The 20668-nt window shown below is 62.7% G+C and carries 21 protein-coding genes; 7 read left to right on the top strand and 14 right to left on the bottom strand.

The genetic code is table 11. The features are described 5' to 3' along the window. Positions 1–3: 3 nt before the first annotated feature. Both EK369_RS10175 and EK369_RS10170 read left to right on the top strand, forming a co-directional pair. A complete protein-coding gene (locus EK369_RS10175; protein WP_127114140.1) occupies positions 4–495 on the top strand; it encodes a GNAT family N-acetyltransferase in 492 nt (163 codons plus the stop codon). A gap of 31 nt (positions 496–526) precedes the next feature. Beyond that, positions 527–1315: an EcsC family protein gene (locus EK369_RS10170; protein ID WP_127114139.1), complete on the top strand. Its 789-nt coding sequence runs from the start codon at positions 527–529 to the stop codon at positions 1313–1315. A gap of 248 nt (positions 1316–1563) precedes the next feature. On the opposite strand, the gene ptsP is transcribed toward EK369_RS10170, so the two are convergent. After that, positions 1564–3813: a phosphoenolpyruvate--protein phosphotransferase gene (gene ptsP / locus EK369_RS10165; RefSeq protein ID WP_127114138.1), complete on the bottom strand. Its 2250-nt coding sequence runs from the start codon at positions 3811–3813 to the stop codon at positions 1564–1566. Between the two features lie 186 nt (positions 3814–3999). Further along, on the bottom strand, positions 4000–5238 hold the full coding sequence (locus EK369_RS10160; protein ID WP_127114137.1) for an aspartate kinase: 1239 nt from the start codon (positions 5236–5238) through the stop codon (positions 4000–4002). A gap of 295 nt (positions 5239–5533) precedes the next feature. Between EK369_RS10160 and EK369_RS10155 the strand changes: the two genes are divergently transcribed. Both EK369_RS10155 and EK369_RS10150 read left to right on the top strand, forming a co-directional pair. Beyond that, complete coding sequence (locus EK369_RS10155) at positions 5534–5746, top strand: YMGG-like glycine zipper-containing protein (RefSeq protein ID WP_127114136.1); 213 nt, start codon at positions 5534–5536, stop codon at positions 5744–5746. A 52-nt stretch (positions 5747–5798) separates the two neighbouring features. Beyond that, a complete protein-coding gene (locus tag EK369_RS10150) occupies positions 5799–6176 on the top strand; it encodes a YmgD family protein (RefSeq protein ID WP_127114135.1) in 378 nt (125 codons plus the stop codon). Positions 6177–6237: 61 nt separating this feature from the next. Here the strand turns inward: EK369_RS10150 and EK369_RS10145 are convergent, their stop codons facing one another. The 12 genes from EK369_RS10145 to EK369_RS10090 all read right to left on the bottom strand — a co-directional run bounded on the left by EK369_RS10145 (position 6238) and on the right by EK369_RS10090 (position 18013). Beyond that, positions 6238–6882 carry an SDR family NAD(P)-dependent oxidoreductase gene (locus tag EK369_RS10145; protein WP_127114133.1) on the bottom strand — a complete coding sequence of 215 codons (645 nt, stop codon included), beginning with the start codon at positions 6880–6882 and terminating at the stop codon, positions 6238–6240. Between the two features lie 12 nt (positions 6883–6894). Next, entirely contained in the window at positions 6895–7341 is a 447-nt protein-coding gene (locus tag EK369_RS10140) for a DUF1178 family protein (protein WP_127114131.1), read from the bottom strand. Between the two features lie 82 nt (positions 7342–7423). Continuing rightward, the gene (locus EK369_RS10135; protein ID WP_235871393.1) at positions 7424–7894 is read right to left on the bottom strand and encodes an NUDIX hydrolase; all 471 of its coding nucleotides are present in this window, start codon (positions 7892–7894) and stop codon (positions 7424–7426) included. A gap of 161 nt (positions 7895–8055) precedes the next feature. Continuing rightward, positions 8056–9420 (bottom strand): aminotransferase class III-fold pyridoxal phosphate-dependent enzyme, encoded by a 1365-nt coding sequence (locus EK369_RS10130; RefSeq protein WP_127114127.1) that lies wholly within the window; start codon positions 9418–9420, stop codon positions 8056–8058. 41 nt (positions 9421–9461) lie between these two features. Next, the gene (locus EK369_RS10125) at positions 9462–10565 is read right to left on the bottom strand and encodes a mandelate racemase/muconate lactonizing enzyme family protein (protein ID WP_127114125.1); all 1104 of its coding nucleotides are present in this window, start codon (positions 10563–10565) and stop codon (positions 9462–9464) included. A 115-nt stretch (positions 10566–10680) separates the two neighbouring features. Next, on the bottom strand, positions 10681–11793 hold the full coding sequence (locus tag EK369_RS10120; RefSeq protein WP_127114124.1) for a mandelate racemase/muconate lactonizing enzyme family protein: 1113 nt from the start codon (positions 11791–11793) through the stop codon (positions 10681–10683). Continuing rightward, positions 11790–12047, bottom strand: a complete 258-nt coding sequence (locus EK369_RS10115) for a cupin domain-containing protein (protein WP_127114122.1) — start codon at positions 12045–12047, stop codon at positions 11790–11792. The genes EK369_RS10120 and EK369_RS10115 overlap by 4 nt, the downstream gene beginning before the upstream one ends. Before the next feature lie 23 nt (positions 12048–12070). Beyond that, positions 12071–13180: a mandelate racemase/muconate lactonizing enzyme family protein gene (locus EK369_RS10110; RefSeq protein WP_127114120.1), complete on the bottom strand. Its 1110-nt coding sequence runs from the start codon at positions 13178–13180 to the stop codon at positions 12071–12073. Further along, positions 13177–13779 carry a dimethylsulfonioproprionate lyase family protein gene (locus tag EK369_RS10105; protein ID WP_127114118.1) on the bottom strand — a complete coding sequence of 201 codons (603 nt, stop codon included), beginning with the start codon at positions 13777–13779 and terminating at the stop codon, positions 13177–13179. The genes EK369_RS10110 and EK369_RS10105 overlap by 4 nt, the downstream gene beginning before the upstream one ends. Further along, on the bottom strand, positions 13776–14354 hold the full coding sequence (locus EK369_RS10100) for a dimethylsulfonioproprionate lyase family protein (protein ID WP_127114116.1): 579 nt from the start codon (positions 14352–14354) through the stop codon (positions 13776–13778). Before EK369_RS10100 ends, EK369_RS10105 begins: the two co-directional genes overlap by 4 nt. After that, positions 14351–15433, bottom strand: coding sequence for an alcohol dehydrogenase family protein (locus EK369_RS10095; RefSeq protein WP_235871392.1), 1083 nt, complete (start codon positions 15431–15433; stop codon positions 14351–14353). The genes EK369_RS10100 and EK369_RS10095 overlap by 4 nt, the downstream gene beginning before the upstream one ends. Before the next feature lie 111 nt (positions 15434–15544). Next, entirely contained in the window at positions 15545–18013 is a 2469-nt protein-coding gene (locus EK369_RS10090; RefSeq protein ID WP_127114114.1) for an FAD-dependent oxidoreductase, read from the bottom strand. A gap of 71 nt (positions 18014–18084) precedes the next feature. Here EK369_RS10090 and EK369_RS10085 point away from each other — a divergent pair, with 71 nt between their 5' ends. From EK369_RS10085 to EK369_RS10075, 3 genes are read left to right on the top strand one after another with little or no spacing between them, the layout of a single operon-like run. Then, entirely contained in the window at positions 18085–18972 is an 888-nt protein-coding gene (locus tag EK369_RS10085; protein WP_127114112.1) for a MurR/RpiR family transcriptional regulator, read from the top strand. Further along, on the top strand, positions 18969–20057 hold the full coding sequence (locus EK369_RS10080; protein WP_127114111.1) for an aromatic ring-hydroxylating oxygenase subunit alpha: 1089 nt from the start codon (positions 18969–18971) through the stop codon (positions 20055–20057). Before EK369_RS10085 ends, EK369_RS10080 begins: the two co-directional genes overlap by 4 nt. A gap of 50 nt (positions 20058–20107) precedes the next feature. Next, a complete protein-coding gene (locus EK369_RS10075; RefSeq protein ID WP_127114109.1) occupies positions 20108–20659 on the top strand; it encodes a hypothetical protein in 552 nt (183 codons plus the stop codon). Positions 20660–20668: the final 9 nt, after the last annotated feature.

Raw genomic sequence — 20668 nt, 5'->3', positions numbered from 1 at the left:
CCGGTGTACCGGCTGACAGTGGAACAAGACGCGGACTGGTGGGAGGTCGAAGCCCTCTATGACCTGTGCTTTGCACCGGGGCGCGAGGCCCTGTCCTCTTATCGCCTGCGCGATGGTGTGCCGCCGGTGGCGGGCCTGTCGCTGGTGGCGCGCGATGGGGATGGCGTTTTGGGTGGCGCGATTCGCTACTGGCCGGTGCATGTCGGCACCGAGGACGCGCTGCTCCTGGGCCCCGTGGCCGTGCACCCGACCCGCCAGGGCGAAGGGCTCGGCGGCCTCCTGATCCGCGACAGCCTGATGCTGGCGCAGCCCTTGGGCTGGACCCGCGTGATGCTGGTGGGGGACGAGCCATACTATCGCCGCTTTGGCTTTTCGCGGCTCTACGGCGTGGTCATGCCCCCGCCCACAAACCCCGACCGGGTGCTGGGTCAGGACCTTGCCCCGGACGCCTGGCAGGGGGTCACCGGCGACGTGATCCGCTGGGACAAGGGTTGAACAAACCCGCCACACTGCCAATCTATATGCCATGGCAGAAGATTTGATAGTACCGGCCCACAATGGCTTGGGCGTCGCAACCGAGGCCGAGCTTGAGCGCCTGATTTCACGCTACCGCAATGCCGGCGGCATTGGCTTTGAGTTGCTGAACGCCCTTGGCGGCGGGGCCGAGGGTCTTTTGGACCACCTGCCCCAACCGGTGCGCGACGGGCTTGAAGGCACAACCGAAAGGGCGCTCTTCACGGCGATGAAACTGGCGCATGGCTCGCGCAGCGTGGTGGGCGATCAGGTCGGCTGGCTGAATGCCGCCGTGGCCAGTGCCCTGGGCGCCGTAGGCGGCGTTGGCGGCGCGCCCACGGCCCTGGCCGAGATCCCGGTGACCACCACCGTTCTGCTGCGCGCAATCCAGGGCGAGGCCGTGAAGCTCGGCTTTGATCCGGCAGCGGAAAACATACAGTTCGACTGTGTGCAGGTGTTTGGCGCGGCGGGCCCCATGGCCAAGGATGACGGCGCGGATATGGGCTTTGTCTCGGCCCGGCTGGCGCTGACCAGTGGCACGATGCAGACAGTGATCGCCAAGGTCACTCCGAAACTCGCGGTGGTTCTGGGGCAGAAACTTGCGGCCCAGGCCGTGCCGGTGCTGGGCGCTGTGGCAGGTGCCACGGTGAACTACGCCTACCTCGGCTATTACCAGGAAATCGCCCATGTGCATTTCGGGCTGCGCAAGCTCTCGATCGATAGCGGCGTTTCACATGACGTGCTGGTGGCCGAACTGAAACGCAGAATGGAGCCTGCGCGCCTCTCCGGCGGCAGCGCCTGAGGCAATTGTCGGAGCCTCCGGCGGGAGTATTTTTGGCAAGATGAAGGCGCTTTCACGCTTGAATAACCCTGTTGCGGCAAACTTGAACCGCGCCACAGGCTGGAGAGCCGATGGGCGTGCAAAGCGAAGCCCCGACAGGAAAAATCCGACAACCAAGCGGTCAGGCCCGCCGGGGTAGCGCATACCCATTCTTCATCTTGCCAAAAATACTCGCGCCGCAGGCCCTGCGCCCAACCGGGCGCATGTCGTCAGTTCGGCCCGCGCAGGTATTCCATCACGGCAGGACGTACTGATTGATCGCCGCGCTCGCGGGCGTCCACGATCACCTGCCGCAGCTCGCCCAGATTGGTGCGCCGGATCAGGCTCTTGACCGGGCCGATTGATGCCGGACGCATCGACAGGGTGCGCAGTCCCATGGCGGCCAGGCAGATCGCCTCGATCGGGCGGCCAGCATCTTCTCCGCAAAAGCTGAGCGGGGTCTGCCGCGTAGTCGAGTTGCAGCGGTTCACGATGCCTTCAAGGAATGTCAGGAAGCTGACGTTCAGCGTGTCATAGCGCTTGCGCACCCGTTCATTCTCGCGGTCGGCGGCAAAGAAGAACTGCTTGAGGTCATTGCCCCCGATCGACAGGAACCCGACCTCTTCAAAGAACTTCTGCGGCGCAAACCCAAGCGACGGCGTTTCCAGCATCGCGCCCAACTCCAGCGTCTCGGGCAGGGGGTGGCCCAGCACCCGCTCACGTTCCTTGGCCTTTTCCATTTCGGCCACAGCTGCGAAATACTCTTCCGACTGCGCCACAAAGGGGAACATCACCGTCAGGGGGCGCCCGTTGGCGGCGCGCAGCAACGCCTGCAGCTGCATCCGCATGACGCCGGGCTTGTCGAGGCCCACGCGAATGGCGCGCCAGCCAAGCGCCGGGTTGGGCTCGTCCTGCGCCGTCATATAGGGCAGCACCTTGTCCGAGCCGATATCGAGCGTGCGAAACACCACGCGCTTGCCGCGGGCCGCATCCATCACGCTGGAATACAGCTGGGCCAGCTCCATGCGTTTCGGCATCTGGTTGCGGATCAGGAACTGCAATTCGGTGCGGAACAGGCCGACGCCCTCGGCGCCCGATCCGTCCAGGCTGGGCAGGTCCGCCATCAGCCCGGCGTTCATGTGCATGGCGATGGTGATGCCATCCAGCGACGTCGCGCTCTTGTCGCGGATCGAGGCATAGCGCTCTTGTGCCTTGGCCTGCATCGCCATCTTGTCGCGAAAGGCGGTGACGACGTTTTCGTCAGGCCGAAGGTGCACGCTGCCTGCGTCACCATCCACCATGATATGGTCGCCGTTCAGCGCCTCGGTGGTCACGCGGTCGGCATGGATCACCAGGGGGATCGCCAGGGCGCGGGCCACGATGGTGGCGTGGCTTCCGACCGAGCCTTCTTCCAGCACGATGCCCTTGAGGTTGCGGCCATATTCCAGCAGTTCGGCAGGCCCGATGTTGCGGGCAATCAGGATCGGGTCGGCAGGCAGGTCCGCGCCGGTTTCCGCGCCTTGTCCGGTGAGGATCCGCAACAGCCGGTTCGACAGGTCATCAAGATCGTGCAGCCGGTCGCGAAGATAGGCGTCGGTCACCTGCTCCATGCGGGTGCGGGCGGTGTTCTGCTCTTTTTCGACCGCCGCTTCGGCGGACAGGCCTTGCGAGATGTCCTGTTCCATGCGCCGCATCCAGCCCTTGGAATTGGCAAACATGCGATAGGCTTCGAGCACCTGCAATTGTTCTTTGTCGCCGCCCGCGGCCCCGTCCAGCATCCGGTCAACGCCCACGCGCAGCTGATCGGTGGCGTCGTGCAGGCGCTGCAGCTCGGCGTCCGGGTCGTCGGCGATGGGATTGGTCACCACCACCCGCGGCTCGTGCAGCCAGACATGGCCCTCGGCGGCACCTTCTTGGGCACAGGCCCCCTGGAACAGCACCGACTGCTGGTGCAGGGCGCCCATGGCGGCATTGTCACCGATAAAGGCGCCCAGTTCGGTCATCTCGGCCAGCACCATGGCGACCACTTCCAGCCCGTAGATCTCGTCTGCCAGGTAATCGCGCGCCTCTTTCGACTGCACCACCAGCACGCCGAGGTTTTCACCAAGCCGTTGGATCGGCACGCCGCAGAACGAGGAATAGATCTCTTCCCCCGTTTCCGGCATGTAGCGGAACCCCTTGGCCGAGGGCGCATCCGCCGTGTTCACGATGCGCGAGGTCTTGGCCACGCGGCCCACAAGACCTTCGCCAACGCGCATGCGGGTCTGGTGCACGGCCTCTGGGTTCAACCCTTCGGTGGCGCAGAGCTCCAGCGTTTCCGAGTCGCGAAACAGGTAGATCGAGCAAACCTCGGTCCCCATTGAATCCGCAATCAGATGGGTCACGTTGTCGAGACGTGCTTGACCGGCGCTGTCCTCAGCCAGCGCCTCGCGCAAGCGGCCCAGCAGCTTGCGGCTTTCAGATCCGGTACGTTCGGCCATGGCCCCCCGCGAATTCCCTGATGGGTTGTGTTCGCTGTGAATAGATCACATGCGCGCCTGAATCGAAACGCGTTTTTCAGACTGATTTGTCGGAACCCTGCCCTGGGGCAGGTTTTCGCCTTTTTCATAGGCAAAAAAAAGCGCCCCGGTCGGAGGCGCATTCTTTTGTGTCATCAGCGAAACGGGTCAGCCAGTTTTTTCCAGCTCAAAGGCATCGTGCAGCGCCTGCACGGCCAGTTCCATGTACTTGCGGTCGATCAGTACCGAGATTTTGATCTCCGAGGTGGTGATGACCTTGATGTTGACGCCATCGTCCGACAGCACCTTGAACATCTTGGCCGCCACGCCCGACTGCGAGCGCATGCCAATGCCGACCACTGACACCTTGGCGACATCCATGTCGACGTCGAGGTCGGCAAAGTTCAACCCGCCCGAGTCCTTCAGTTCCGCCAGCGCCTGTTCGGCGCGCTTTACCTGATCGGTGGGCAGGGAATAGGTCATGTCGGTGCGACCCTCTTCCGAGATGTTCTGCACGATCATGTCGACATTCACACCCGCATCCGACAGGCAGCCAAAGATGATCGAAGCGATCCCCGGACGGTCAGCGACCGAGATGAGGGTCATTTTGGCTTCGTCGCGGCTATAGGCGACACCGGCAACTACGTTGGATTCCATAATTTCCTCCTCATCGCAGACCAGGGTGCCTGCCTCATCGGTTTGTTCTTCGAACGAGCTTAGCACCCGCAGTTTCACTTTGTAGCGCATTGCCAGCTCGACCGAGCGGGTTTGCAACACTTTTGCCCCCAGTGAGGCCAGTTCCAGCATCTCTTCAAAGGCAATTTTTTCCAGCTTGCGGGCTTTCGAACAGATGCGCGGGTCAGTGGTGTAAACCCCGTCCACATCGGTGTAGATGTCGCAGCGTTCGGCCCCAAAGGCTGCGGCAAAGGCCACCGCCGTGGTGTCAGATCCACCGCGCCCCAACGTGGTGATGCGGCCCTCGGGGCTGATGCCCTGAAAGCCCGCGACCACGGCAACACGCATGCCTTCGCCAAACTTGGCCATGATGTTTTCCGGCGGGATGTCTTCGATCCGGGCAGACGAGTGGGCGCTGGTGGTCATGACCGGCACCTGCCAGCCCTGCCAGCTGCGCGCCGGGACGTCCATTTCCTGCAAGGTCAGCGCCATCAGGCCGGCAGTCACGTTTTCGCCCGAGGACACCACCGCGTCATATTCGCGGGCGTCAAACAGGGGCGAGGTCTCGTTCACCCAGCCGACCAATTCGTTGGTCTTGCCGGACATGGCCGAAACGATGACGATCACGTCATAGCCCTTGGCCACTTCGACGCCGACACGTTTGGCGGCGCGCTTGATGCGGTCGAGATTGGCGACCGAGGTGCCGCCGAATTTCATCACGAGAACGGGCATGGGACTTCCTTGCTCTTGGTTCGCAGCGGGGTTTACGCGCAAGGGACGAAAGAGGCAAGCGGGGTGGCGTGTCGCAGGCCGGTTTCGAAGCGATTTCCAACCCGGAGCGCATGGCGCCGCTCCTTGTCCGACGGCAAGCCGATGACGTGTCGCTGAATCATGGCGCGATCAGGCTGATGACACGCGATCACCCCCTGCGACAAATCAGTGTCTTTTTTTCAACCCAGCCGAAACCTATGTTTCCAAGCGGGGTGTCACGCAATGACTCTCTTCCACACAAAAAGGAGATAGAGATATGACGCGTTTTCAGTCGCAATTTCTGGTGGCGTTGACGTTTGCACTTGGCCTGGGTCTGGCACTGCCATCCCCGGTTGAAGCCCAAAGCCAGCGTACGAAAAACACCGTGGGTGGTGCTGTCGTCGGGGCCGGTGTCGGCTACATTGTTGGCGGCAGCAAGGGGGCCCGGGCCGGGGCAGTGGTCGGCGCAATCGCTGGCGCAACCAAGTGACGGCTAACTGCCTCAGAAACACTTTCAACGCTTAGAAAACGGACGTTTTGACATGAAAAAACTTTTGGGAAGCCTGGCAGTTTCCGCCGCCTGCACTTGCGCATTCAGTGGCGCGGCACTCGCTGACGAGGAAATGGACAAGATTATCAATCTGGCGATGCCGCACATGCACCACAGCTGCGAAAGCGTGATCGACATCTACAGCGATGACGATGCTAAAGTCGCTGACATCGTGCGTCTCATGGCGATGGTGTCACTGTACAATCGCCAGATAGACGTGGTCAAAACTATACCCGACGAAGCGGATCAGGCGCGGCTTGCAGATGAGTTCACAGAAGAACTCGAGGACGCCTGTGACGATGATCCGGGTATGCTGCTGGCCGGCGCGGTCGACATTGCCATCCGGGAAACCATCGACGCTTTTGAGTGACACTGCTCACGGCACGGGTGCGCGGTGACCTGACCGCGCACTTGCGGCAACACGGCCTGCCTCAGTAGGGATGCGGGCGACCGTCCCATGTCAGAAAGCAGCCGGTGCTGTTCATATCCAGATCGGCAAAGCGCGCGACCAGCCCGTCGGCGCTCTGGTCGACCGTGATGTCGGCGGCCCCGGTGCCCATGTCGGTCTTCACCCAGCCCGGGTGATAAATGCCCACGGCGATGCCGATGTGGCGCAGGTCCTGCGCGAGGTTGCGCCCGACGTTCAGCACCGCCGCCTTGGAGGCGCGATAGATATACGAGCCACCCGGCGCGCGTTCCTGGCTCGCCATTTGTGACGAGATGATCGCGATCTTCGGGGCCTGCGCCATCTGCAGGTTCGGCAACAGCGCCTGCACCGTCTGAAACACGCCGGTGACATTGGCGGCAAAGGTCTGGGCCCACATCTCGGCCGGATAGCCATCCGCCAGGTTCTCACCCTTGTCGAGGTAGACGCCCGCGTTGCAGATCAACAGATCCACCGCACGGCTGTCGAGCGCCCGCGCCATGGCACTGTGGTCTTCGGGCTTGGTCACGTCCAGCTGCAGGAACTCGCCGCCAGAGCGGGCCGTGCCGGTCACATCATGGCCCGCCGCGCGGTAACGGCTGTCAAGCGCCTGACCAATCCCCCGGTTCGCGCCGGTAATCACCACATGCATGTGTCTGTTTCCCTAGTTGGTTTTGCGCCCCGGACGAAACGGCAGCGGCGCGACGGGAATACCGTCTTCGATCAGGGCCTTGGCCTCGTCCAGCTTGGCCTCGCCATAGATCGCGCGTTCGGGCGTGTCGCCAACATGCATGGCGCGGGCCTCTTTGGCAAAATTCATGCCCACATAGTCCGAGTTGTCCTCGACCTGCTTTTTCAGATGTGCCAGCGCCTGCTCCACATCATTCGACGGCTGGCTCAGCGGGCCGGGGGCCGGGGCCTCGGCCTGTGGCGCGGCGGCCTTGCGCGCCGGGCGCACCCGTGGCGCCATCATCGCCTTTTCCACCGTGTTGTCTCCGCAGATCGCACAGGTCACCATGCCCGCGGCCTTCAGCTTGTCAAAAGCTTCAGCCGACTGAAACCAGCTATCAAACCGGTGATCTTCAGAGCATTTGAGCGTGTATTGGATCATGGCTGCCTTGCGCCTCTGGGGTCTACCATAAATAGGGCGGCTCCCGACCACGATCAAGCAAATTGCCAAGGGGCCCGCGCGGTTACCGCAGGCGGCGCGGATCAAAGTTGCGCAAAATCTGCGCCAGTTCCGGTTCGCGCACCGCAAAGGCCGCCTTTTTCGGGCTCATCCACTTGCGTTTGCGCTGGTCGCACTCGGGAAAGTCGTCCAATACCTCCTGCGCAGCCAGCGGGTAGACAGCCACAAAGATCGGCAGGGGCATCTCGCCGCCCCGCGTCTCGACGACCTTGGAATAGGTGTAATAGCCCAGCGGCTGATCATGGGTCACGCCCTTGACCCCGGCCTCTTCCCAGGCTTCCCGGGCGGCGGCCTCGGCAGGGGTTTTGCCGCTCATCGGCCAGCCCTTGGGAATCGACCAGCTTTGGGTGCGGCGTGTGGTGATCAACAGGATCTGCAGCTTGTCTTTCTTGACACGATAGACCAATGCCCCGAATTGCGTGCGCAAATCGGTCTTGTGGCCTTTTCTCAGGCGGATCGGTCTGGATTTGCTCATGTGAACGGTCATGCGACCCGCCCGTTTGCCTGCAGTCTTACGCTTCATTTGCCGACAGAATAGCCAATGTGGCCGCGCCTGAGCAACCGCGTTTCACAGAAACTTCACAAAATATGGGGGGCTGGCGGCAGAGGTGCACCACATCCGCACCCCTGCATGTGTTACCCGGTATAGTGCCGGTCGGCGATTTCCAGCGTGCGATCCAGGATTTCAAGCCCTGTCATCATGTCGTCCTGGCTGATGTTCAGGGGCGGGGTCAGGCGGATCACGTTTGAATAAAAGGACAGGTAGAGACCGTTGGTCATGGCAAAGCCCATCATGTCGCTCATCGGCTGGGCCGCTGCGCCCTTGGCCGCAAAGGGCACCAGCGGCTCGCGGGTCTCGCGGTTCCTGACCAGCTCGATGCCGTTGAACATGCCAAGCCCCCGGATATCCCCGATCGATGGGTGTTTCTCGGCCAGCTTGGCCAGTTCTGCCCGCAGCTTTTCCCCCATCGCCGTGGCATGGGCCAGCGTATCCTCTTCCTGCATGGCGCGGATCGCGGCGACACCGCTGGCACAGGCCAGCGGGTGGCCCGCATAGGTCAGCCCTCCGGGCAAAGGATAGTCGCGCATCCAGTCATGCAGTTCTTTGGAGACTGACATGGTGCCCAAGGGAACATAGCCCGAGTTGATGCCCTTGGCGCTGGTGATGATGTCGGGTTCGATCCCCCAGTGATCCAGCGCGAACCATTTGCCGGTGCGGCCAAAGCCCGCCATGACCTCGTCACAGATCAGCAGGATGCCGTGTTTGCGGCAAGTTTCGGCGATGGACTGCAGGTAGCCGTCCGGGGGCACGATGATGCCATTGGTGCCCACCACGGTCTCAAGGATCACCGCCGCTACGGTCTGCGGGTTCTCGTACATCAACAGCTCTTCCAGATGCGGCCCCCCCTGGCAGACCGGGCATTTGGTCTGGTCCGCGTGCCCCATCGGGCAGCGATAGTGATAGGGGTCCAGCATGCGCACCACGCCCGGCATGTCTGCGCGCGTGAGGTGGTGACGCGGGTCTCCGGTCAGGCTCAGTGTGCCGCCCGTGGCGCCGTGATAGCTGCGATAGCGGGCAATGATCTTGCTGCGGCCGGTGTAGTGGCGGGCCAGCCGAATGGCGGTCTCATTGGCGGCGGAGCCACCGGTGGTGAAAAAGGTCGAGGTGATATTGGGCGGCGTGATCTCATTCATGATCGCCGCCAGCTCACTGCGCACGTCCGACCCCATCGCAGGGCCGATGTAGCAAAGCTTGTCGGCCTGATCCTTGATCGCCTGCACGATTTTCGGGTGCTGGTGGCCGAGGTTGGCATTGACCAGTTGCGATTGGAAATCGAGATACCGCTTGCCGTCGCTGTCCCAGAACCACGAGCCGCTGGCGCCGGTGATGACGCGCGGGCGGCCACCCTGTTTTGACCAGCTTTGCAGATAGTGGTCGGCGTGCATGTCGCGCACCCAGTCGGGATCGTGGGTTGGGTACGTGTTGGAAAGATCGCTCATTTGGGTGCCTCCGGCGGGAGTATTTTTGGCAATACGAAGATTTAGTCGAAAATGGCCGCGGGCGGGCCAAGCCTGTCGGGGTCCGGTGCCACGCCCAGTCCGGGGCTTTCGGGTGGCGCGATGCGACCGTTTTGACGGCTGGGAGCCATGGGATCGAGACGCGGGCCGACATAGTGGCTGAGGTCGCAGGTGTTCATCAGGCCACGCGCGGGCGTGGCCGCGGCCAGATGCAGCACGGCGGCGGTGGTGATGTCGCTGCCCCAGGTGTCCTCGATACACATCTGCGTGCCAAGCGTGAGACAGAGGTCGCGGATGCGGCGCATGTTGGAAAGCCCACCCATCTTCGAGAGTTTCAGCGCGGCGGCATCCATGCATCCCGCCTGATGCCCGGCAATGACCGAGGCCATGTCATGCGCGCTTTCGTCCAGTTTCATCGGCAGGCCGGTAGCGGCGCGCACATGGGTGCATTCCTGCAGCGTGGCGCAGGGCTGTTCCAGCATCACGTCGAGATGCGCCACCGCGCGGCCCACGCGGGTCGCGGTCAGCGCATCCGCGCCGCAATTCCAGTCGCCATAGACCCGCGGGCCGGGGCCCACCTCTGCGCGCACCCTGGTCAGGCGTTCCACATCGGCCTGCCAATCGGTGTCAGCGCCCAGTTTGACCTGAAACTGCCGCATGCCCTGTTCAAAAGCCTCGCGCGCCATGCGCGCCATCTCGTCCGGGGCCACACAGGTGATCGAGTGATAAAGCGGCATGTCCCTGACGGCGCGCCCTCCGAGCAAGGCATAGAGTGGCAGGCTGGCGGCTTGCGCGGTCAGATCCCACAGGGCCGTGTCCAGCGCGGATTTGGCGTATTCGTGGCCGATCAGATGCTTGTTGAGCCGCTCCATCAGCGCTTCGGGACCAATGGGGTCAGCGCCGATCAGGACGGGCAGCATCTCTTGGATGGCCGGGATCACGCCCTTGGCATAGGCGGGCAGATAGTGCGGGATCGGGCAGACCTCGCCCCAGCCCGTCAGGCCCGCGTCAGTGTCGAGGCGGACGATGACCGAGAGCGTCGTGTCACAGGTTTTGCCATCTGCCATGTAATAGGTTTCATGGCTGGTCAGCGGCACCTCCCAGGCGGTGATGCGGGTGAGTTTCATGGGGCGTCTCCATGGGGTTGCGCCGCCTTCGGCGTCGCCTGGGGCAGGGGGGCCTTGCCCCCCTCTGGACCTTTGGTCCATTCACCCCCCAGGATATTTTTGGCCAAAAGAAGCATCAGGGGGTCTCGTAACACGCGACGGGGGCGCCAAGAGCGTCTTCGTCAGGGGCTACGCCCAGGCCTGGCGTTTCCGGCAGGTGCAGGTGGCCATCGATGTTTCGAGGACCGCGTCCGCCCGCGATGTCCACGGTCAGCATGTCCTGACAGGCCCAGACCGCGTGGCAGTTGGCGTCGGGGATGGTGGCGGCCAGATGCAGCGCCTCGGTGTCGGCCAGCGCCGAGCCACCGGTGGCCATCACGAACATGTCGATGCCGTGGGCCAGTGCAATGTCACGCATGCGGGCGGCCTTGGTCAGACCGCCGACGCGGTTCAGTTTGATGCCAAAGACCTCGGCCAGCCCGTCGCGTGCAATGCGCGCGGCGTCCTGCAGGGTGACAAGGCTTTCATCGACGCTGACCGGGGCGCTGTGCAGCGGGCGGATGGCGGCGATGTCGTCCAGCGTCTCACCGGGTTGTTCGAACATCACCTGCAGGTCTTCGGTCGCCTGCATCACGCGCAGCGCTTGTTGGCGGGTCCAGCCACGATTGACGTCATAGAGCACGATTTCCCCCGGCAGGCGGATCGATTCCACATCGCGGATGCGGGCGATGTCGCGTTCCACGTCGCCGCCGATCTTGACCGAATGGGCGACATAGCCGCGCTGGCGGTAGCGGTCCATCACGGCGCGGGTCTCGTCCACGGTCTTGGCCCCGACGGACGAGGCAATGGCGCGCGGCGTGCGGCTGCCACCGCCCATCAGGTCGGCAATCGGCAGGCCCGCCGCCTGTCCGGCAATGTCCCAACAGGCCATGTCGATGGGGGATTTGGCATAGAGGTGCCCGGGCAGGGCAAGGTCCATGGCGCGTTCCACATCCAGCACCCGGCGCGGGTCCAGCCCGAGGACAAAGGGGGCCATGGTTTCAATCCCAGCGCGGATGCCGGGGCCATGCGCAGGCACATAGGTGTGGCCCCAGGGCGTGCCTTCGCCCCAGCCGGTCAGACCTGCGTCGGTCTCGACCTTGACCAGCGTGGCATCCAGCACCTCGAACTTCAGCCGTCCACCCGACAGCCAATAGGGATGCTCGAGCGGCAGATCGACGTGGAAAACGGTGATGCGGGTGATTTTCATTTCAGCTCAACCTCGACAAAGGACATGGGGGTATCGCCTGCGTTGATGACATTGTGTTCAACGCCTGCTTCGCGGCGGTAGGCGGTGCCTGCGGGCACGGTCACCTCGGTCACCTCGCCCCCCGGCAATTCCAGCCGCATGTGGCAGTCGGTGATCGCGGTGATGACATAGTCGAACGCATGCACGTGCCAGCCGGTTTCCTCGCCGGGGGCAAGGTCAAAGCGGCTGACCCGAACGCGGGCATCGTCAATCATTTGGGTGGCATTACAGGTGCACATCAGGGGGCCTCGTAGGTTGCGATCGGGGGGCCAAGGCTGTCGAAATCCGGCGTCACGCCCAGCCCCGGCGTGTCGGTGGCAAAAAGCTTGCCGTCTGCCACGGTGGGCCCGCCGATCCCGGTACTGGCCGTGTTATAGTTCATCAGGTCGGTCGAGTTGATCAGCATCTCGGGTGGGGTTGAGGTGGCAAAATGCGCCACGGCGGCGGTGGTGATCTGTCCGCCCCATGTGTCCTCGGCGACCACCGGAATGCCGTGATCGATCAGGAAGTCGCGCACCCGGCGGGCCTTGGACAATCCACCAAGGTTTGAGATTTTCAGGCAGCAGATCTCGGCGCCACGGTCATTTACAATGCGTCGGGCCATGTCGATGCCCGTGACGCATTCATCCAGCTTCATCGGCTGTTCGGCCACGCGCCGCACCTGCTGGCATTCTTCGTATGTGTGGCAGGGCTGTTCGAGGATAAAGTCCAGATCGCGGGTGGCGCGCGCCACGCGGATGGCATTGTCGACCCGCCAGCCCTGATTGGCGTCTGCCATGGCCTTTTCACCCGGTTTCAACAGCGGCACGACCTCGCGAATGCGGTCGATGTCGGTGACCCAGTCGCCGCCCACCTTGATCTGGAACTGCCGATAGCCGCTGGCCCGGTGCTCTTGCAGTTCGGCAATGGTCTCGGCCACGGATTTCTGCGGCGCCACGCGGTACATCGGCGCGCCATCCGTCAGCTTGCCGCCCATCAGCATCCACACCGGTTGCGCGCAAGCCTGCCCGAGGATGTCCCAGAACGCCGCATCAAACGGCGCCTTGGCATAGCCATGCCCCTGCACGATGTGATCCATCAACCGCTCCATGCGGCCCAGCTGGCGCGGGTCCTCGCCCAACAACTGCGGGGCCGCGAGACGGGCAAAGGCTTCGACCCCTTCGGAATGCGCCACCATATAGTTCTCGCCACAGGGCGTGAACTCGCCGCACCCCTGCACCCCGGCATCCGTATCCACCACCACGACACTGGCCATGGCGGTGGCAATCGCATTGCCCGCACCCCAGACATAGGTGCCGCCCACATAAGGCAGCGGTGTCTTGTAGAGGCGGATGCGGGTGATCTTCATCTGTCGCCCTCGGGGTAGGTCAGCACCGGCTTTACGCCCATATCGCCGCGCCACAACACCAGCGCCATAAAGGGCGTCTCGTGGGTTTGGGTGGCGTGGGGGCGGTTGGACGGGTGGAACACATGGCTGCCCGCGCCCAGGGTTTTGGGCGCTGCACCGTCCATCAGGAACTCGGCCTCCCCGGCAAGGATGTAGTAAATCTCTTCCGCCGGATGGTGGTGATAGGGGTAATAGAGCCCCGGCGGCATGTAGACGACATAGGCGCCCATTTCGGGGGCCGCGAAGGGTCCGCCACCCCCGATCAGGCAGTAACAGGCAAAGCGCTGCATGAAATCCGCCCCCATGCGCGTGCCCTTGTAGGTCTCGCGCCACTGGGCGACCGGGCTGGCGGCGATAAAGGCGTCGCGCAGGGCCGCCGTGCTGGGCAGGGCGGACAGGTTCGGGTCCTCTTCCATCAGCGTGGCGGCGGGGATGTGGTGGGGGATGACCTCTTGTGGGGTCAGCACCTCGGGCAGATCGCAAAACGCCTGCAGCGCAGGCTCCGCGCCATGCAACACGCGAAATTCTTGTAACAGGGTCTGAAACGCGGGGTGGGTCATCTGTCCATCCTCGGCAGGTCTGCCAATCCCGGACCGCGCCACAGCACAAAGGTCAGGATGGGCTGGTCATGAGTTGTCATGGCATGGCTTTGCCAGCTGTCATGCGCCCGTGTCTGCCCCGGCTCCAGCGTGACAGACCCGTCGGCGCGGTGAAATTCGGCCCCGCCCGCCAGACAGAGGTACAACTCTTCGGCCTCGTGACTGTGCCAGTCATAGGTCAGGCCTTCGCCCCAATAGGCGATATAGCCGCGCAAGGTGGTGCTGTGGAAATGACCCGTTGGCCCGAACAACTCGAAATAACCATAGCGGTTGCGGAAGTCGGCGCCGACCTCTTCCTCGGTGTAGGTGCGCTTCCAGGATGCCAACCCCGAAGCCGCGCGCACCGCGTCAATCAGCGGCTGGGTCCGTTCGCTGCCCTGAAATGCCGTGTCGGCGATGATATCCGTGGCTGGAATGGCGCGGGCAGGCAGGTTGGCCGGGGTCAGATCCCCGGGCCAGGGCGCATAGGTGCCAAGGGCGTCATGATCGGCGTGCAGGGCCTGCGCCGCCTCCAGAACTGCGACGAGCCCGCTCATGGCAGCACCACGATATTGCCGGTGTGTTCCTTGGCGATAAAGGCGGCCTGGGCTTCGCGCAGCTCGGACAGCGGGTAGGTGGCTGCCAATGCTGGCTTGATCTCACCTGCCTCGATGTATGTCACCAGGTTTTGCGTCACGGCCGGATCAATCACAGTCGAGCCGGTGAACGTCAGATCGCGCAGGTAAAACGTGCGCAGATCGAGATTGACCATTGGCCCCGCGATGGCCCCGGAACAGGTATAGCGTCCGCCGCGCTCAAGAATGTCGATCAGATTGGGCCAGTAATCGCCGCCCACGACATCGGCCACAACGGTGATCTTCTCATCCCCAAGCGCGGCCCGCAGGTCTTTCGGCCCGCGCGGCAGGATACGATCCGGGCCCAATGCGGCCACATCCGCGTGTTTCGCCTCGGAGGCCAGGGCAATCACCCGTGCGCCGCGGCGCTTGGCCAGCTGCACCAGCGCGCCGCCCACACCGCCCGAGGCACCGGGCACCAGCACCGTATCCTCTGCCCCGACATTGGCGCGGGTCAACATGCCCTCGGCGGTCGAGTAAGAGCAGGAAAATGTCGCCAGTTCTGCATCGCTGAGGTCGGATCTCACCGCGATCACGTTGGTCGAAGGGATCACCGTGTACTCGGCATAGCCGCCATCCATTTCCGAGCCGAAATAGCCGGTCTTGTCCATGTTGCCCGGATCGTCCGGGTCGCGCAGCCAGTTGTCGGTGATGACGCGTTCGCCGATGCGGGCAGGGTCAACGTCCTCGCCCACGGCAACAATCTCGCCACAGACATCCGCGCCCTGAATGCGCGGAAAGGTCAGCGGGCGGCCCCCCCATGTGGGGTCTTCGTCGTTCACCTCGTCAAAAGCGCCCCCCGTGGTCGCCTCGTCCACCGCCTTGGAGTACCAGCCCGAGCGGGTGTTGACGTCGGTGTTGTTCATGCCACAGGCGCCAACCCGGATCAGAACCTCGCCCGGCGCCGGGCTGGGGGTCGGCCAATCGGTGCGCCAGTGATATTGGTCAAGATCACCGTGGCCCATCAGAACCATGGCTTTCATCGTGGCAGGGAGTGTCATGCGCGTTGTCCTTTGTTGCGGGCCGGGGAGGGGGCGCTGCCCCCGCCGTCGTTTTTTGCAGGCAAAAAGCGACGACTCCCCCGGGATATTTTTGGCCAAAAGAAGCCGGGTTTACTCTGCCGCCTCCATCACCGCGTCTGTTCTTGGGCGTAGGGATTTGGGGTCATAGGCGGCCTCAGCAAGAATGCGGCCCGAACGCGGGTCTCCGGCGATGATTACCGTGACCTCAGTGCCGGGAATTGCGGCATGGGGCTTGAGGTAAGCAAAGGCGAGAATTTTGCCGACGGAATGCCCGTAGGCGACAGAAGCTGTCGAACCGACGACTTTTCCGTCCAGCATCACGGCCTCGCCGCCGTGGCCGTCTTCGACCCCATCCGGGTCGATTTCCAGATAGGCGCAGACCCATGGGCGTTCCGGGTTTTCGGCGCTGGCGCGGGTGGCTTGGGCCCCGAGGTAGTCTTTTTCGAGTTTGACAAACCGCATCACATTGGCTTCGGGCAGGGTGACTTCGTTGGTGAGTTCGCCGGCCCCCGGAAAGGCCTTTTCCATGCGCAGGCTGTTCATCGCGAAAGAGCCGTAGTTCTCGATGCCATGCGCCTCGCCTGCCGCCCAGAGGGCATTGTAGACGTCCACGCAGGCCGCATCCGGCATGTGCAGCTCCCAGCCGAGTTCCCCGGCATAAGACATGCGGAACGCCCAGAGTTTATACCCCGCCACGGTGATTTCCTGCGCCGACAGCCAGCGGAACCCGGCATTCGTCAGGTCCGCATCGGTGCACTGCGCCAGCACATCCCGCGCGCGGGGACCGTTCAGCGACAACGCCGACCAATCCTCGGAGAGGGTGGTGATGGTGGCGTCTGCGCCATTGAGGTTGTGGCTCAGGTGATCCACCAACCGCTGTTCAAAGAAGGCCGCACAGACGAGGTAATAGCGATCCTCGGCCATCCGCACGATGGTGGTCTCCAGCTCGACCCGCCCCCGCCGGTTCAGCATATGCGTCAGCGTGATCGAGCCATCCTTTTGCGGCATGCGGTTGGCCGTGAGCCGGTCGAGCAGCGCATAAGCCTCGGGGCCTTCAACCAGCACCTTGGTAAAGGCGGTCACATCCATGATGCCAACCCGCTCGCGCACCGCGCGGCATTCGGCAGCCACCATGTCAAAGACCGCATTACGGCGGAACGAATAGTGATCCTGTTGCGCCACGCCATCGCGGGCAAACCAGCGCGGGCGTTCGTGGCCGAATACCTCCTCATAAACCGCGCCCTTTTCCTTCAGCAGCTCATACAAAGGCGACGGCTTGATCGGTCGCCCCTCCAGCCGGTTGAAATGCGGAAACGGGATCTCGTGGCGCAGCTTGTAATCCTCATGCGCCTTGATGACCTGCCAGTCCTTTTTGGCATAAGCGCCAAAGCGGCGCGGATCATAGTCCCGCATGTTGATGTCGGCGGCCCCATGTACCATCCATTTCGCCAGCTCGCGGGTCAGCCCCGGCCCCCAGCCAATGCCGATCTGCGTGCCGCAGCAGCACCAGTAATTCTGCACGCCCGGCGCAGGCCCCACCATCGGGTTGCCATCGGGGGGGTGCGAGATCGCGCCATGCACCTCGCGCGTGATCCCCAGGTCGGCAAAGATCGGCATCCGCTCCAGCGCGTTTTCCAGCCAGGGCATCACCCGGTCATAATCCGCCTCGAACAGCCAGTTTTCATAGTCCCACGGACATGCGTCATGCCAGACCGAGTTCGAATTCTCTTTCTCGTAAATCCCGATCAGGCCCTTTTTCTGCTCCATCCGGATATAGCCCGAAACCTGTTTGTCATCGCGGATCACCGGCAACTCGCGGTCAAGGTCCTGAAACTCTGGCACCTCTTCGGTGACAAAGTAATGGTGCGTCATCGAGGTCATCGGCAGTTGCAGGTCCGACCATTCGCCCATCTGCCGGGCATAGGTGCCGCCCGCGTTGACCACATGTTCGGCAACAATCGTGCCCTTTTCGGTCTCAACCACCCATTTGCCCGCATCGTTCTGCGTGATGTTGGTGGCGCGGCAATGGCGGAATATCCGCACACCTTTCTGACGCGCGCCCGTGGCCATCGCCATGGTCACATTCGACGGGTCCACGTGGCCATCATCCGGCGTGTAGAGCGCGCCCAACACGCCCTCGAGATTGTAAAAGGGGTGCTTTTCAGCAATGAACTCCGGCCCCACCAGTTCGATGTTGAACCCCAGCGCACGTCCCACGGACAGAGTGTGCCGCAGCCAGTCCATCTCATCGTTCGTATAGGCCAGCCGGAACGATCCGCAGCCATGCCATGTCACGGCTTGCCCGGTCTCAGCCTCCAGCGCGCCGGAATAAAGGCCGATGTTGTAATCCACCATCTTGCCCAGGCCATAAGAGCTGGTGGAATGGGTGATCTGCCCCGCCGCATGCCATGTGGAGCCGCTGGTCAGCTCGGCCTTTTCCAACAGCACAGTGTCCTCGCCCCAACCCTCGTGGGCCAGATGATAGGCAAGGCCGCAGCCCATCACACCGCCGCCAACAATGACAACGCGCGCGGTGGCGGGCAGGTCTTTTTTCGACATCTCAAAGTTCCTGTTAATCGAGTCGCATTTCTTCTCGACAGGCTAAGCAATCATTTGTACCATCGTCAATCATGAATGACACAAATGTATCAAATACCGTCCTGACCCGCCTGTCAGACGAATACGAAGACCTCACCCCCGAGGCGCAAAAGGCCGCGCGCTATGTGCTTGAAAACCCTCGGGATGTGGGGGTCTCGACCGTGCGCGAGATTGCCGAGGCCGCGCAGGTCAAACCCAACACCGTGGTGCGCATGGCGCGGCAAGTGGGATTCGAAGGCTACGACGATTTCCGCGAACCGTTCCGCGAAGCGATCCGGCGCGGGCAGGCCTCGTTTCCCGACCGCGCCCGCTGGTTGCAGGACATTCGCGCCCAGGGTGCGCTGGGCGGGCTTTACGCCGATATGGTCACGTCAGCCTTGCGCAATATCGAGGAAACATTCGCCGGTATCTCCGAAGAAGACCTGCGCACCGCCGCCGAGGCCATCTGGGGCGCGCGCCGGGTCTTTACGTTGGGGGTCGGGGTCAATAACTCCAACGCCCGCAATTTCACCTATCTCGCCTCGACCGGCATGGTGCAGTTCCACGCGATCCCGCGCGCTGGCTCAACGCCCATCGACGACATCGCCTGGGCGGACGAACGTGACGTGCTGATCGCCATCACCTGCGCCCCCTATCGACAAGAGGTGGTTTCGGCGGTCCAGGTCGCAAAAGAACAGGGGATGCGCGTGGTCGGCATCTCGGACTCCCTGGCTTCGCCCATCATCCGGGCGGCGGATTTCGGATTTGTGGTGGCTGCGGACACGCCACAATTCTTTCCCTCGTCGGTCTCGACCATCGCACTACTGGAAACGCTTCTTAGCTTCGTCATTGCCACGGCCTCACCCGAGATCGTGACCCGTGTCGAAAAGTTCCACCAGCGCCGCCATCAGCTCGGCATTTACCATGAGGAACCGTCATGAATGCACCTTTGACCCATTCACTGGACGCCCGTTACTACACCGACCCCGCGATCTATGAAAACGAGATGCGAGGGCTGCTTTCGCGCAGTTGGCAATATGCCCTGCACCTGTCGCAAATCCCCAATGTTGGCGACTATCAGGCCTTTACCATTGCCGACCAAAGCCTCTTTGCTATCCGCGGCCGGGACAAAGTTGTGCGCGTCTTTTACAATGTCTGCCAGCACCGCGCGCATGAAATGGTGACCGGCGCGGGCAACACCCGCGTAGTGGTCTGCCCCTATCACGCCTGGACCTATGAGCTGACCGGCGGCCTGCGCGCCGGGCCGAACATCAAATCGGTTCCGGGGTTCGACACCTCAGAGATTTGCCTGACCGAAGTGCGAAGCGAGGATTTTCACGGCTTCCTCTTTGTCAATCTCGACGACGACGCCGCACCCATGGACGACTGGTACCCCGGCGTGCGCGCAGAGATTGCCGACTACGTGCCACACATCCGTGATCTGGCGCCGCTCGAATGGGTCGAATGCCCCGAGAAATGCAACTGGAAGGTCTCGGTCGAAAACTACTCTGAATGCTACCACTGCCCGATGAACCACGCGACCTTTGCCGAAGGCGTCATCAAACCCGAGACCTATGACATCCAGCCCGACGCAGGCGGCGGCTACGTGCTGCGCCATGTCACCGAATGCCAGCCGCCCGAAAAGATGACCTATCCCATCGATCTCAGCGTGCCCCATGCGGGCGATTATCAAAGCTGGTTCCTGTGGCCGATGTTCTCGTTTCAATGCTATCCGGGCAATGTGCTCAACACCTACCACTGGCGCGCCGACAGCCACGACACCTGCACCGTCTGGCGCGGCTGGTTCACGGTGGATGGTGCCGAAGACCCGGTGATCCGCGGTCTCGCCGTGCAGGATCGCGAAACCACCGTCGCCGAGGACATCCGCCTCGTCGAAAGTGTTCAGCGCGGGCTGAAATCCAAAGGCTACAAACCGGGGCCGCTGGTGGTCGATCCCAACTGTGGCGTCAGCTCCGAGCATTCAATCAAGACCCTCCAGCAATGGATGCGCGAAGCGGTTGACTGACGCCATGAATACTGTTCGCTGGTCGCATTGGTTTTGTTCAGGAGTTTTTTATGACCACAGTAAAGATGTGCGACCGCGAACTTTGTATCGAGATGTATCGGGCCTATCGCGAAAAGGTGACGCACGAAGACAACCTCGTGCATCAACGGACCATCTGGTTCGTCACCCTGCAGGCTCTGCTCTTCACGGCCTTTGCCATCCTGTTGGGAGAGGCGATCAAGATCAAATTGCCGGTGCCCCGGGTGGCGCTCTACGACATCGACTTCAGCCAGAGCGAACTCGGGCATGTGTTTCTCATCATCGGCGGCGTCGGGATCGCGTCGTCACTGGCGACCTTCATGAGCATACTGGCGGCCTTTCGCGCGATCGACCGCACAACAGAGCGATGGAAAAACCTGCCGAAAACCAACGCCACGTTCCGCGAACATTTCAACCCGGACGATTGGCCACCCATTGTCGGGGCCACACCGGTACCGGGGCCGTACCGAAATGCCCCCTATGGCATGGGCAAGTTTGCCGGACTGGTCTTTCCGCTTCTGGTCGCCGGAGCCTGGGCGCTCATCCTGACGGAAATCTATTCGAAATCCTTAATACCGGCTTAAGAAAACGGG

Origin of the sequence: Shimia sediminis (genome assembly GCF_003990645.1) — a bacterium.
Classification (GTDB): domain Bacteria; phylum Pseudomonadota; class Alphaproteobacteria; order Rhodobacterales; family Rhodobacteraceae; genus Shimia; species Shimia sediminis.
This window is presented reverse-complemented; position numbering and strand designations above follow the sequence as displayed.